This window comes from Arsenophonus endosymbiont of Aleurodicus floccissimus (genome assembly GCF_900343025.1).
Lineage (GTDB): Bacteria > Pseudomonadota > Gammaproteobacteria > Enterobacterales > Enterobacteriaceae > Arsenophonus.
On the sequence record NZ_OUND01000001.1, the window covers coordinates 437,116 to 450,159 of the forward strand.

At 33.0% G+C, this 13,044-nt stretch carries 13 protein-coding genes and 6 pseudogenes; 14 read left to right on the forward strand and 5 right to left on the reverse strand.

The annotated features are described in order from the left end of the window. Nucleotides 1-77 precede the first annotated feature (77 nt). Complete coding sequence (locus ARADI_RS02280; protein WP_119710998.1) at nt 78-404, forward strand: YebF family protein; 327 nt, start codon at nt 78-80, stop codon at nt 402-404. Between the two features lie 107 nt (nt 405-511). Here ARADI_RS02280 and ARADI_RS02285 read toward each other — a convergent pair whose 3' ends face one another. Then, nucleotides 512-742, reverse strand: a complete 231-nt coding sequence (locus tag ARADI_RS02285) for a DNA polymerase III subunit theta (RefSeq protein ID WP_119710999.1) — start codon at nt 740-742, stop codon at nt 512-514. 341 nt (nt 743-1,083) lie between these two features. On the opposite strand from ARADI_RS02285, the pseudogene ARADI_RS02290 reads away from it, so the two are divergent. Both ARADI_RS02290 and ARADI_RS02295 read left to right on the forward strand, forming a co-directional pair. Further along, a pseudogene (locus ARADI_RS02290) lies at nt 1,084-1,512 on the forward strand (ferritin-like domain-containing protein). A 183-nt stretch (nt 1,513-1,695) separates the two neighbouring features. Next, the gene (locus tag ARADI_RS02295) at nt 1,696-2,043 is read left to right on the forward strand and encodes a YebY family protein (RefSeq protein WP_119711000.1); all 348 of its coding nucleotides are present in this window, start codon (nt 1,696-1,698) and stop codon (nt 2,041-2,043) included. 391 nt (nt 2,044-2,434) lie between these two features. Here the strand turns inward: ARADI_RS02295 and ARADI_RS02300 are convergent. Next, nucleotides 2,435-2,574, reverse strand: a pseudogene (locus tag ARADI_RS02300) (DUF1480 family protein); the annotation flags it as partial. 509 nt (nt 2,575-3,083) lie between these two features. Here ARADI_RS02300 and ARADI_RS02305 point away from each other — a divergent pair. From ARADI_RS02305 to prc, 3 genes and pseudogenes are all read left to right on the forward strand, one after another. Beyond that, nucleotides 3,084-3,568 (forward strand): annotated as a pseudogene (locus ARADI_RS02305) (GAF domain-containing protein). Nucleotides 3,569-3,662: 94 nt separating this feature from the next. Beyond that, entirely contained in the window at nt 3,663-4,385 is a 723-nt protein-coding gene (gene proQ, locus ARADI_RS02310) for an RNA chaperone ProQ (RefSeq protein WP_119711001.1), read from the forward strand. A gap of 19 nt (nt 4,386-4,404) precedes the next feature. Continuing rightward, the gene (gene prc / locus ARADI_RS02315; RefSeq protein WP_119711002.1) at nt 4,405-6,429 is read left to right on the forward strand and encodes a carboxy terminal-processing peptidase; all 2,025 of its coding nucleotides are present in this window, start codon (nt 4,405-4,407) and stop codon (nt 6,427-6,429) included. Nucleotides 6,430-6,734: 305 nt separating this feature from the next. Here the strand turns inward: prc and ARADI_RS02320 are convergent, their stop codons facing one another. Next, complete coding sequence (locus tag ARADI_RS02320; protein WP_119711003.1) at nt 6,735-7,016, reverse strand: hypothetical protein; 282 nt, start codon at nt 7,014-7,016, stop codon at nt 6,735-6,737. Nucleotides 7,017-7,889: 873 nt separating this feature from the next. Here ARADI_RS02320 and htpX point away from each other — a divergent pair. Further along, nucleotides 7,890-8,771: a protease HtpX gene (htpX, locus tag ARADI_RS02325; RefSeq protein ID WP_119711004.1), complete on the forward strand. Its 882-nt coding sequence runs from the start codon at nt 7,890-7,892 to the stop codon at nt 8,769-8,771. Between the two features lie 39 nt (nt 8,772-8,810). On the opposite strand, the gene ARADI_RS20525 is transcribed toward htpX, so the two are convergent. Further along, entirely contained in the window at nt 8,811-8,951 is a 141-nt protein-coding gene (locus tag ARADI_RS20525; RefSeq protein WP_119711005.1) for a DUF2594 family protein, read from the reverse strand. 432 nt (nt 8,952-9,383) lie between these two features. On the opposite strand from ARADI_RS20525, the gene ARADI_RS02335 reads away from it, so the two are divergent. From ARADI_RS02335 to ARADI_RS02350, 4 genes and pseudogenes are all read left to right on the forward strand, one after another. After that, nucleotides 9,384-9,812: a universal stress protein gene (locus tag ARADI_RS02335; RefSeq protein ID WP_119711006.1), complete on the forward strand. Its 429-nt coding sequence runs from the start codon at nt 9,384-9,386 to the stop codon at nt 9,810-9,812. Between the two features lie 185 nt (nt 9,813-9,997). Further along, on the forward strand, nt 9,998-10,387 hold the full coding sequence (locus ARADI_RS02340) for a universal stress protein (protein ID WP_238149231.1): 390 nt from the start codon (nt 9,998-10,000) through the stop codon (nt 10,385-10,387). A 237-nt stretch (nt 10,388-10,624) separates the two neighbouring features. Next, nucleotides 10,625-11,423 (forward strand): annotated as a pseudogene (locus tag ARADI_RS02345) (threonine/serine exporter family protein). After that, nucleotides 11,414-11,882 (forward strand): annotated as a pseudogene (locus tag ARADI_RS02350) (threonine/serine exporter). The pseudogenes ARADI_RS02345 and ARADI_RS02350 overlap by 10 nt, the downstream one beginning before the upstream one ends. Here ARADI_RS02350 and ARADI_RS02355 read toward each other — a convergent pair. Continuing rightward, nucleotides 11,879-12,055, reverse strand: a complete 177-nt coding sequence (locus tag ARADI_RS02355; protein WP_182853036.1) for a hypothetical protein — start codon at nt 12,053-12,055, stop codon at nt 11,879-11,881. The pseudogene ARADI_RS02350 and the gene ARADI_RS02355 sit on opposite strands and share 4 nt — an antisense overlap. Before the next feature lie 203 nt (nt 12,056-12,258). On the opposite strand from ARADI_RS02355, the gene ARADI_RS17105 reads away from it, so the two are divergent. The 3 genes and pseudogenes from ARADI_RS17105 to ARADI_RS21500 all read left to right on the forward strand — a co-directional run. Next, nucleotides 12,259-12,459: a hypothetical protein gene (locus tag ARADI_RS17105; RefSeq protein ID WP_238149078.1), complete on the forward strand. Its 201-nt coding sequence runs from the start codon at nt 12,259-12,261 to the stop codon at nt 12,457-12,459. Nucleotides 12,460-12,595: 136 nt separating this feature from the next. Further along, a complete protein-coding gene (locus ARADI_RS19385; protein ID WP_255420592.1) occupies nt 12,596-12,787 on the forward strand; it encodes an endonuclease in 192 nt (63 codons plus the stop codon). Further along, nucleotides 12,745-12,900: pseudogene (locus tag ARADI_RS21500) on the forward strand (endonuclease); the annotation flags it as partial. The gene ARADI_RS19385 and the pseudogene ARADI_RS21500, both read left to right, overlap by 43 nt. Nucleotides 12,901-13,044 lie beyond the last annotated feature (144 nt).

Consider the following 13,044-nt stretch of genomic DNA (forward strand, 5'->3'; position numbering starts at 1 on the left):
GCATATTATTGATATGATGGATATGCCTTTACACCTCTAATTATCCTGACTTTTCATAACAAAATGTTTAGGAGTAAATGAAAGTGATGAAGATACTTTTTATGTTGTTAGCTATGATATTATCCACGTTAGTATCTTTTTCAATAACAGCTCAGGATATTGAAATTAATGAGGGAAGAACGGCTAAATTCATCAATTGTGATAATTTAAACCCGCAGCAAATTGGTGCAAAAATGAAGAATGATTTTCTTCAAACCCGTTTGCCATACTGGAATAAGGATAAAAAGCTACTCGGTGGTTCGAATGTAGTTGCATGGATAAATAATAATAGTATTACAGCAATCAAACATGGTTATAGAATCCCTTTGAGTGTTAGGGGTACGAAAAAAGATCTTAGCTATTAGGTGATTGTTAATTGCCAGGATGAAACTATTACTTATCAAATTAAAAGCGATTAATAAACTAACAGCAAAAAGTTGTCTGCATATTAACATTTATGGTTATTTTTATATTATCCTTTTCGCGGATCGTAAGGTAATTGATCCAGAGTATGAGAAATTTTGCGAAATAGCTTAAGCCGCTTACGAAAATACTCTCGCAAATGTACCGCTTGCTCTGCTTTAACTCTATTGGCAATAACCGGCATATTGTATCTTTCTTTAAATGCCACACTTGCAGCGGCAAGATTAAGATTTAGTTTTTCCCTCTCCTCTTTTGCTAATTCGGCAAGATTGTAACTCATACTCGTATTTTCGACACCATCAAATATGATTTCTACATTAATTTTAGTAAACGGGACATAGTTTGTCTTGAATAAATATGTAACTATTTATTATTTCTATAATATTTTAATAGTGATTGTAATGAAAGTGATCTATTTTAGACCATTATTTTGATCAAATAATGGTTAATTTTAGTTTTATTTTAATTACAACACTTTTATCATTTGTATAACTGAAGATAATAAAATTGAACTTTTATTTAAAAACATAGGAAGTGTGAACAATGTTACAGCAAGAAATGGTTAAAAAATTAAATAAACAGCTTAACTTAGAGTTTTTTTCAGCAAATTTCTATCTGCAAATGAGTGCATGGTGTAATTATAAAGGTTTTGAAGGAGCCGCGGTGTTTTAAAAACGCATTCTCAGGAAGAGATGAGATGGGGTATATGCAAAGTTTATTTAACTATCTCAGCAATACTGGTGAAATGCCGATATTAGGTCAAATTGATGCCCCGCCTGCGGAATTAATTCTGTAAAAGAGGTTTTTGAAAAAACTTATCAACATGAACAAAATATTACACATGAAATTAATGCACTTGTACATCTGGCATTGGAGATGCAAGACTACTCGACATTTAATTTTTTGCAGTGGTATGTTGCAGAACAACATGAAGAAGAGAAGTTATTCAAATCAATTTTGGATAAGTTTGAGCTAGTTGGTGAAGAAGGTAAGTCACTATTTTTATTAGATAAAGATTTGAAAGCAATGTCTAACGCTGTGCATGTTTAATTTATAACTTCCCACTTTGAATATAGTGGGAAATTTATTTTCTCTACTATCATTTAGCATTTTATTTTATCTTATTTTAAATAATTCAAAAATAAAAAACGGTTATAAAAATTATTTCTGATAATATGAATGATATTGTAAGTAATTGTATCTCATTATTATAAATTATAAGGAAATACTGATATGGTAAAGTTTAGTAGGTTGGTATTACTATTAACAATAACAGTCTCTTTTCCGGTAATTTCATCCCTACCCATTATGACGGTTAGTAAAAAACAGTTTGGTGACAAATGGATTTTTAAGCGTGAGGAAGTAATGCTTGAGTGTCGCACCAATGGCGCATTATTGGTTATAAATCCTAGTACCTTAATGCAATTTCCTCTTAATAGTATAGCGGCAGAGCAGATGAAAAAGCGTAAAATTATCGCATCACCACTTTCAACTATATTACTCAAACCGGCAGATTTATCACAGCAGAAAATAGACATCACTCCGATATTAAAAACCGCACAAAATCTTTGTAAAAACTAATTAAAAAAATTATTATTTGCCTTATGATTTCTTTAGAAATAGTTTGGCTTGCAATTTTATTTAAATGAAGCCGATTTTTAAAGAAATTATTAATTTTGGCGACTGTCCAACATTAGGAAAGTATATAGAATATATTTCGAATTTGAGAGAAAGTAAGGGCAATTCAAATTTAATTTTTAGCTAGTAAATATTTTATTCTATGAAAACAATTAATATTAATTTAATGTAATAAATATGTTTTTATCGCAGGCTAATTTTGTAACTGACAGTTAGTATTAAATTGCATTTTGTTACGTCTCTATGACAAACTTTTAGCGCACGGCTCTCTAGAGCCATTTCCCAAGACCGAGTATTGGAATTAGCTCGGTCTCTTTTTTTAATGCTGATGTAACTAAACTATTCTCATAATCCAATGATGCTTTTCTTATTATAGTACTGGCGATATAGAAGAACAGGTTTATTGTCTAGTGTAGCCGGAATGCTTGTATTTTCATCCCAGCCATCAAGTTGCATACAAAATTCAGTATCTGATACTTTAAGTTTTTAGAATAGTATAAATGGAACGCTTTTCCAAAATTATTGGGATGGTGGTAAACTGGTAGTTTTTTTACTATTATTCATTGAAAATTAACAGTTTTAAATAACTTTTATCTTAATGAAAAATGTACTTTAGACGAAATTATAAGCTACTAAATTACAAATAAATTGCGATGAATCAATATTGCTAATTTAAATAGAAATAGGGCTTAGGTTAATAGAATAAAAAGATAGCCGAAAATGATTATCGTCGGTTTTTTGTTATATGTTATTACTGAAAATGCTTATAATTTTTTTATTAAAACTTTTTTCATATTTAATAATTAGCTAAAATTTGAATTAATTTCATTTATTGTGTGATTTGACCGGCCAGTTAAATTACAATAAGTTAAAAAATATAACGATTAATATAGTGAGTTGTTAACCTAGAGAGATAAAAAATCGCTATATTGGTGATTTATCTACCAGATGAGTATATGTAGAATTTGACAAACGGGAATGTTATAGGGAAAAAAGTTTTTTATCATGATCTTTCATGTGATTTAACTAGCTTAATTGCAGGTGATATGATTTCATTGCCACGCTTGCAAATACGAGTGCACTACTATTTGAAAGATTAGATAATATTAATTGGCTAGGGTTTTATCTGAAAAGTCATGATACGCTTGTGCTTAACCCCTTTCAGGGCAAGGTCGCATGTGTACGTATTACGCAAGGAAAAGGTGTTTGTGGGACTGCTTTTATGGAAATAGAGTACAGCTTATTGCTAATGTCCATTCGTTTACTGGGCACATTGCTTGCGATAGTCTCAGTCGTTCAGAGATAGTTTTGCCGCTAGCAGTTAATTGGCGTATTAGATATTGATAGTCCTATTTTTGATCGTTTTGATGAAGAGGATGAAAATGGTCTGAAAGCCTTAGTTGTAATACTTTATAACCACTTGAAAGCGTGTTTTATACCAAAATATCCACAAATTAATGTAATTTAACAGTTGGTTTGCGTGTCAATTGTCTGCAACGCTATTATAATATCGCCTGTTCATGCTGCGTTGGTTGACAAAACCGTTGTAATCAGGAAATTTCATGGAAAATCAACCTAAGTTGAATAGTAGTAAAGAAATAATTGCTTTTTTGGCTAAGCGTTTTCCTCAATGCTTTATTGCTGAAGGTGAGGTTCGTCCACTGAAGATTGGAATCTTTCAGGATATTGTGGCAAGACTGACTGAAGAGGATGGTATCAGTAAAACCCAATTGCGATCTGCTTTGCGAATATATACCTCTAGTTGGCGTTATCTGTATAGTGTCAAAGAAGGGGCTAAACGTGTTGATTTGGATGGCAATGATTGTGGTGATCTGGAATCAGAACATGTGGAGTATGCGTGTCAGCAGCTAATGGATGCAAAGGCTCGTATTCAGGCTCAACGAACAGAGCAAAAAGTAAGAAAACGGGACTTTCAACAGAAAGTCCATAAGGTAGAAAACGAAAAGATCTTATCGGCAACTTCTAGTAAAAAAAGTGAGTCTTCTCGCTCAACGACTAAGAATAAGGAAATAAATAAAAAACATAAACATCATTCTTACTCTAAAAATCAAGCTAAAAAAACTCATAATAGTAAAATGGCCAATCTAGCCAAATTACAGTCTGTAACGGATATTTCTACATTAAAAATTGGTCAAGTATTAAAGGTTATGGTTGGCCAAAGTATCGTAGATGCGTCAGTGCTTGAGATAGCTAATGATGGTGTTCGGGTACAATTGCCGACAGGATTGGCAATGATTGTACGCGCTGAGCATTTAAAGTTCTGATACGGAGGCCAATCACGGTATGAATAATTATATTAAACTGGCTTTTGTGTTTGGTATAACTGCAATGGCAACTTCATTCGCAGATACTGTAGCGCCTCCAACACTAATAACAACTCAGAAGCTTCAACAGGAACGCCAGCATGCCATTATTAGCGAAAGAGTTGTTTCACGTTTTACCCGTTCTCACTATCGCCAATTTAATTTGGATGAAAACTTTTCTAGTAAGATTTTTGCTCGTTATTTAAATCTGTTGGATTACAGTCATAATGTTTTTTTACAATCGGATATTGACAAATTTGCTAGTGAGAAAAGCAAAGTAGGACAGCAGCTTGAAACCGGTCATCTAAATGAGCTTTATGCAACATTTAATTTAGCTCAACAGCGGCGCTATGAACGTTTTCAATATGCATTATCGCGGCTTAATATGCCGCTAGATTTTGCTAATAACGATGTCATTGAAGTTGATAGAGGTAAAGCTCCTTGGCCTAAAACCGTTGAGGAGTTAAATAAGCTGTGGGATGCAAAAGTTAAGTTTGATTGGTTGAATCTGAAGTTGTCAGGTAAAAATGACAGCGAAATTAAGCAAATATTAACAAAACGTTATAATTTTGCATTAAAACGTCTTGCGCAAACGCAAAGTGAAGATGTTTTTCAGTTGATTATGAATGCTTTTGCAAGAGAAATAGATCCACATACTAACTATCTCTCTCCTCGTAATACCGAACAGTTTAACTCAGAAATGAGTTTGTCATTGGAGGGTATAGGCGCAGTACTTCGGCAAGATGAAGATTATATCATTATCAACTCAATGGTGGCGGGTGGCCCGGCAGCAAAAAGTAAATTATTAAAGATCGGCGATAAGATTATTGGTGTAGGCCAAACGGGTAAGTTGATGACAGATGTTGTTGGCTGGCGACTAGATGATGTTGTTGCCCTTATCAAAGGACCTAAAGGCAGTAAGGTACGCCTTGAAGTTATTTCAGATTCGAAACGCGCCAAGCCCCATAGCGTGACATTAATTCGTGAGAATATTCGACTGGAAGATAGGGCGGTGAAACTCACGATCAAAAATGTTGGCAAGAAAAAAGTTGGCGTACTTGATATTCCGGGTTTTTACGTTGGATTAACTAATGACGTTAAAACACAGTTACAAAAAATGGCTAAAAGTCATGTCACGGCACTTGTCATTGATTTACGTGGCAATGGCGGTGGTGCTTTAACCGAAGCAGTATCATTATCTGGTTTATTTATTCCAAGTGGTCCAATTGTTCAGGTACGTGATAACAATGGTAAAATTCGTCAGGATGTGGATGATGATGTCGTTTATTATAAAGGGCCACTTACGGTATTAATCGATCGCTTTAGTGCATCAGCGTCAGAAATTTTTGCTGCGGCAATGCAGGATTATGGTCGTGCATTAATTGTTGGAGAATCATCTTTTGGTAAGGGTACCGTTCAGCAATATCATCCTTTAAGTCGTGTCTATGATCATATGTTACGTCCAGATTGGCCGGCTTTAGGCTCTGTCCAATATACTATTCAGAAGTTTTATCGCATCAATGGTGGTAGTACCCAGCGCAAAGGTGTTACACCGGATATCGTTATGCCAACGGGTATCGATCCAGCTGAAACGGGTGAGAATTTTGAAGATAATGCCTTACCTTGGGATAGCATTATGCCTGCTAGCTATAGTGTTGTCGGTAATATTAGACAATATATTGCTAATTTAATTGCTAATTATAAGGAACGCATAGCGAAAAATCCTGAGTTTAAATATATTGAGGAAGATATTGCCCGCTATCGCGCTATGAAGACGAGTAAAAATATTATTTCGCTTAATTATGTTAAGCGTGAAAAGGAAAATCGAGAAGCGGACACAATTAAATTAGGTCGTATTAATGAACGCTTTGCTCGACAAGGGAAAGCACCATTAAAAACGATAGAGGATTTACCTAAAAATTATGAATTACCAGATCCCTATCTCGATGAAACAATGAAAATTGCAGTTGATTCTTGCAGATTTGCAAGCGGCGCATCAGACTAAAAAATAATTAAAATTCATTTTTATACTAAAAAGTTTGTAAATGTTTAATAAAAATTTTCACATTAACTCAATATTATTTATCTTTACACTTTTCATCAGAAGAGATAACTCACTTATTTAAGTGATTACTAGATCATTTTCAATATGACCTAAATCTAGTCGTCTAAATGACATATTAAAATATCGGTTTATTATTTATGTTTGATATTATTTATTTCATACTCACTCTCTATTAGCGACAAACTCTTTTATGGAATGAGCTTATATTTATTCTTAACTCACCTACAATATTTGGCAATAACAAATTAATTTACAAAGCAGACTTTAGTAAAATCCTGTAGGTTTGGTGACCAAGTCGTGCCATAGGTACATCCTGCTTTTAAATCATGTATGATGGTATTGGTGGTAATAAAAGCATTTCCTTTATAGCCTTGCATCAAAATAGGTTTAACGCTAAATAAGTTTTTTAGTGCATCGACACTTTTAGTAGGGCTATATATAGCGATAGCGCGCAGTTTGGCGGTAGCAAGCCGCCACAAAGTATTGGCGGATAAGTTATCGAACAGTCGCATGTTAACCTTGGGCATATTTTTTCACTAAACATTTTTCTTCACCAATTGGGTGATTGGTATGGACAACATAGCCTTTCTTTGTCCCATTAATCACTTTATTACCTTTATTTGTTATTTCTATGGTAATAATTTAGTTTTTTAAATCGACAAAGCTAGGTGAATATGCGCCATTAAAGGTTTTTATAACATTATCATTTGGTATCGCTGTGGCATAATTAATTAAGATAAATAGTAAAGTTATTACATAGATTAATTTTTTCATTATAGTTTCCTTAACAAATATTTACTTTAATTTTTTTACTTTGTATTTATTATTTTATAAATTATTGCTTATGTAAGTTAATCCGCTTCTCAATTTCACAAAAATACTAAGTTTTATCTAATTAACTTGTTTCGTAATAGTGAGGTTTTTTGTATTTTAATTAAATTAATTACTTATAGTTAAAAATTTTAAAGTATATAATTGGGTTTATTTATATAATAACATTTAATATTTTTTAGCATATTATTAATGATTTGTTACTAATTTAATTATTAATTAATAAAATATGAATATTATTTTTTTGCTGACTAGTTAAGTAGTTTTTGCTTAGCTAAACCAATTTTTTTTAATTCATTGAGTAAAAAAATAAGCCGTAATTGACCCGCATACGGTTATTTTGTATAGTTTTTAACTATAGTGGTTTATAGAAAACAATAAATTATATAAAAAATTATTGTTTTAAAATAATAAAAATGCCAGTTTGTACTAGTTTTTTGTAAAAATGTAAAGTTGAGTGTTTTTTTTAATATCTGCACAACAAAGGGCTTGAAAAGTAATTAAAAAACATTATTTATATTACTAATTTAATGTTAATCATTGTTAATTAATAAAGGAAACCAATTTTTATGATGCGAATAGCCTTGTTTTTACTTACAAACTTGGCAGTAATGTTTGTATTTGGAATTATTTTGAGTTTGACTGGCATCCAGGGACAAAGCGTTCCAGGGCTAATGATTATGGCTGGTCTTTTTGGTTTTGGTGGCTCATTTATCTCATTATTGATGTCAAAATGGATGGCATTACGTTCTGTTGGTGCGCAGGTGATTGAAAGTCCGACAACAGAAACGGAACATTGGTTGTTAAATACCGTCAAGCGTCAGGCTGATCAAGCTGGCATAAAAATGCCAGAAGTTGCTATTTATCATGCACCCGATATTAATGCTTTTGCTACTGGGGCTCGTCGTGATGCATCATTGGTTGCTGTTAGTACAGGTTTGCTAGAAAGTATGGGGCGTGATGAAGCCGAAGCGGTTATTGCCCATGAGATTAGCCATATAGCAAATGGTGATATGGTAACAATGACTTTATTACAAGGAGTAGTAAATACTTTTGTTATTTTTATTTCACGTATTATTGCTCAGCTGGCGTCTGGAGTTTTATCAAATAATAATAATGACAATGAAAGTAGCCAGGGTAACCCAATAATTTACTTTGCGGTATCAATGGTGTTAGAAATTGTATTTGGTATTTTGGCCAGTATTATTACTATGTGGTTCTCGCGTTATCGTGAATTCCGTGCAGATGCAGGTTCAGCCCATTTAGTGGGTAGAGAAAAAATGATTGCTGCATTACAGCGTTTGAAAACAAGTTATGAGCCACAGGAAGCTGGCAGTATGATGGCTTTTTGCATCAACGGACGCTCTAAATCTTGTGAGTTGTTTTTATCCCATCCTCCTCTTGATAAGCGCATTGAAGCTTTACGTATGGGCACTTATCTTAATCGGTAAAACAATAACCAATCCCACCTGATGAGGTGGGATTGGTTATTAACTTCGATAGGCTATTTTGATTTGTTCGATTATTCGTTGAAAAACTTCTGTTTGTTTAGGATCTTGCATAGCAAGACTTTCTTTTTCCATATTGAGTATAGCTCTTCCTGCATCGGCTTGATTTAGCGCTTTTAATATATAAGGTTATAAAAGTTTTCAAGCAAGTAATTTCAGTAGTAATGGTTGCCCTATCAGGTCTACTACTCGAACAATCATTTGTCATTTTTTTGCCTCAATGAATTAAAAAATAAAGCAATAATTACTTTGGCGTATTTTACATAGTTGTGGAATTTTATATACGTTTTTAATACAACTTTTTTAATTTAAAAAATATATTTAATATTATATTAACTATTTGATTTTAGTTTCTATAATATCTGGTTATTGCAATTGTGTCGGACCTTTAAATGACGAAGAATGGTAATCGAAAACAGGGTTGCTGATAGGTGCAGCGATTATTGCCATTTAGGTAAAAATATTTAATTTCCATGTAAAGATATTCACAATTATTTTATCACTTTTATCTTATACTTTAAAAGTTAGAATAAAAATTTTTAGATGGAGGTGTGTATGTATACAGTTATTTTAGTGGCTGTTGATATTGCTCAAGAAGAACTAACGAGTAAAGCTATACGACAAGCTGTACAATTTGCTAAAGTTTCAGAAGCTAAACTAAATTTTATCCATGTATTGCCTATTTCATCGGCAATTATAAATGCTTATGCATTGGGATATATGGAAATAAAAGATCGTGCCACCCTAAAAGCAGAAGATGATATGCAAAACCTACTTGAACCGATCGAGTTACCAGCTGATCGCCTAGGCTATACTATTGCTTTTGGTTCTCCGCGTGATGAAATTATCAGTCGAGCGGAAGAAATTAATGCTGATATCATCATCCTTGGTTCAAGAAGTCCCAATATAACAACTCATCTGTTAGGTTCTATGGCAGCGGGTGTTGTACGTTATGCAAAAACCTCTGTACTGGTGGTCAGATAACAATTAACCATCAAAATTACAAGTTAATTATTTATTATTTTAACAACTAGTTTAATCAATTTTATGGCTTTAGTACGGTATTTTATATTAATCATAAAGGAACCAAGATTTAGTGCTTATCGTTTGAAGGAGTAAATATGTATAAAATAATTCTAGTTCCAATTGATATCTAAGAAAAAAAACTAATAAAAAAAACACTCAAACATGCGCTTTATATTGCTAGATTATCTGATGCTAAATTGCATTTCTTGCATGTTGCCCCTGATATGTCTAGTTATTCAATGAGTTATAGTTATCATTATGATTTATTAGCTAATTTTGCCAAGAAAACGATCGAAAGTTCAGAAAAACAATTAAAACAAATAATTAAGCATATTGATTATCCTAAAGAAAAAATTTTTTACTCGGTGGAGATGGGGTCACCTAGAGATAAAGTTTTATCAGAAGCAGAAAAAATAGGCGCTGATTTGATAGTAGCTGGCTCCCACCGACCCAATATTGCCACGCATTTGTTAGATTCGAATCCTTCGGCTATTGTTTCTAATGCGCCGATTTCGATATTGATAGTTTGGTAGTTAATATTATTATAATGCAAAAAATTAGTTAATTTACCTGCTTTTTTAGTTAAGTTAATTATATTAAATAAAAAAACGTAGTAATTATTTCGTTGTTGTAAATCAGATTACTTATGAAAAGTATTGCTAATTTTGATTTAAAAAGAGCGCTATTAATTATGTTGTCTGCTATTGAGCAATAACTTAATTGCTATCATTACTATTAATAAAATTCTGCAGGTGTATAGAGGCTACAAAATGGAATATATTGAATCTAATTATCATACTGAAGCAGAAAGGCAGAGAAAAATTACTCGCTTTTGTATTCAATGCGCTCAACTCCTTTTTAACACGGCGCTAAAAGTATGTTAGTGGAACAATTATCAACCCGATTAGGTATTGCCTTAGGCGTGGATCAAGTTGATAGCGCAATATCTTCTAATGCGATTTTTTTAACAACTGTAATTAACAGTCGCTGTATGACGTCAACCCGTAAAAATATTGATCATGGCATAAATATGCATTTGGTGACTAAGGTTCAGCACACGGTGATATTGTCTGAATATAAAATTGTTAGATTGCGATAAGGTTCAGCAGCGTCTGGCTGAAATAAAACTACTACGTTATCCTCGTTGGTTACTAGTGCTTATGATCGGAATTATCTTGTGGCTGTTTTTGTAAGCTGAATGGGGGTGGCTGGGATGATTGCTTGGTCACTTTTATTGCCAGCGGTTGTGCAATGTACATTCAACAAATCCTTACAGCTCAATATATGAATCCATTGATTAATTTTTGTATTACCGCCTGTGTAGCTACTACAGTATCTGGTTTTGTGTTAAATATTCCTTATTTTTCCAATGCATCGACGATTTCAATGGCAGCCAGTGTTTTACTGTTAGTTCCTGGATTTCCATTAATTAATTCTGTGGTCGATATGTTTAAAGGTCATATTAATACTGGATTAGCGCGTTGGGCAATAGCGAGTTTGATGACATTAGCGACTTGTATCGGTATAACCATGGCTATGGCGGTTTGGGGATTAAGAAATTGGGCATAATATTTTTACTCACCTTAATTGAAAAAATGTTATTGGCAGCCATACCTGCAGCCGGTTTTGCCATGGTCTTTAATGTGCCAGTACGGGCGTTAAAATATTGTGCTTTGCTGGGTACTATTGGTTATGGTTTTCGTATGATACTGATGGAAATTAGCTTTAGCATTGAATGGGCAAGTTTTTGTGCGGCAATTTTAATTGGCATTATTGGTATTCAATGGTCACGTTGGTGGTTGGCACATCCCAAAGTGTTTACTGTTGCGGCACTTATTCCTATGTTACCAAGTATAAGTGCTTATATAGCAATAATATCGTTAGTAAAAATTGCTCATTTGGGCTATAACGCGGAGTTACTTGAAACATTAGTAACACATTTTATTAAAACTTTATTTATTGTCGGTGCTTTATCGGTTGGTTTATCTATTCCTGGACTATGGTTATCGTAAGCGTCCACGAGTTTAATCTTGTATTGAATTTAAGGTAATATCAAATTGTTGCTCACCAGATATTATGATTTGAATATTAAGTTCTTCTTCTGAATATTTAGCAATAATGACTTTAACATTATTTTCTTGAGCATGTTTTTTTGTCACATCAATTAGTTCTTCTTTTAAATGTTTTATTAATGTATTCATTTTATTTCCTAAATGAAAATTAAATTTTATTTTTAAATAATTAATTATATTTTTATACAAAAAAAGATAAGGTTTTTATAGATATTCATCATATAAAATAAGAAAATAAAATTAAATTTTTTCATACAATTGTCGATAATAATGAAAAAATTATATGACTAAAATAGTCGATTTATTTATTAATTTTAACCAGGACGTTAATTTTGAAATTAATACATTTTTTAACGGTAATAATTACCGTGATGGTAGTTTTTTGTGCGCCATTTAATTTATTAGCAACACCGATTAGCTTTGATGAAGCAAAAAAATTGCCCGTAATGAAATTTACTTTGATCAAGCTGGTGGAAATCAAGGAACGCTCTATTGCGGATGGCAATGGATGGGTAAAAGTGGTGTTAGGGTAGATTTAACTAGCTGCGGTTACCAGTAAGAAAACAAATAAATAGAGCACAGCGAATAGAGTGGGAACATATTGTGCCGGCATAGGTATTTGGTCATCAGCGTCAATGTTAGCAAAAAGGGGGACGAAAGAATTATGTCATGACAGATCCTGTTTTTCGCGCCATCGAAGCCGATCTGTATAACATTGCGCCTTCTATTGGCGAAGTAAATGGTGATAGAAGCAATTTTAATTATGGTCAATTAGCCTCTTCAGAGTTTTATCACCTTATGGCCAATGCCAAAGCAAGGTGGATTTTAAAAATAGTATTTTTGAGCCTAGAAATGAAGTAAAAGGCCAGGTTGCTCGTGTAATGTTCTATATGTATGACCGATATAATCTTACTATGTCTAAGCAACAACAACAGTTATTAATGGCTTGGGATCGACAATTTCCGGTTAATCGTTGGGAAAAGTTGCAAAATGAGCGAATTGGCAAAATTACCGGACACTATAACCCGTTTTTTGTCACCGGTGAATTAACCTGGCAATTAGGTCATAGAAATCAGGCGGCTGGTTTATCAGTTGCAACTACTGAAATAGAAAAAAAT

Bases quoted from the DNA above. Each gene is read 5' to 3' on its own strand.
- ARADI_RS02280 (WP_119710998.1), top strand. From the start codon at position 78: ATGAAAGTGATGAAGATACTTTTTATGTTGTTAGCTATGATATTATCC.
- ARADI_RS02285 (WP_119710999.1), bottom strand. From the start codon at position 742: ATGAGTTACAATCTTGCCGAATTAGCAAAAGAGGAGAGGGAAAAACTA.
- ARADI_RS02295 (WP_119711000.1), top strand. From the start codon at position 1,696: ATGGTAAAGTTTAGTAGGTTGGTATTACTATTAACAATAACAGTCTCT.
- proQ (WP_119711001.1), top strand. From the start codon at position 3,663: ATGGAAAATCAACCTAAGTTGAATAGTAGTAAAGAAATAATTGCTTTT.
- prc (WP_119711002.1), top strand. From the start codon at position 4,405: ATGAATAATTATATTAAACTGGCTTTTGTGTTTGGTATAACTGCAATG.
- ARADI_RS02320 (WP_119711003.1), bottom strand. From the start codon at position 7,016: ATGCCCAAGGTTAACATGCGACTGTTCGATAACTTATCCGCCAATACT.
- htpX (WP_119711004.1), top strand. From the start codon at position 7,890: ATGATGCGAATAGCCTTGTTTTTACTTACAAACTTGGCAGTAATGTTT.
- ARADI_RS02335 (WP_119711006.1), top strand. From the start codon at position 9,384: ATGTATACAGTTATTTTAGTGGCTGTTGATATTGCTCAAGAAGAACTA.
- ARADI_RS02355 (WP_182853036.1), bottom strand. From the start codon at position 12,055: ATGAATACATTAATAAAACATTTAAAAGAAGAACTAATTGATGTGACA.
- ARADI_RS19385 (WP_255420592.1), top strand. From the start codon at position 12,596: ATGACAGATCCTGTTTTTCGCGCCATCGAAGCCGATCTGTATAACATT.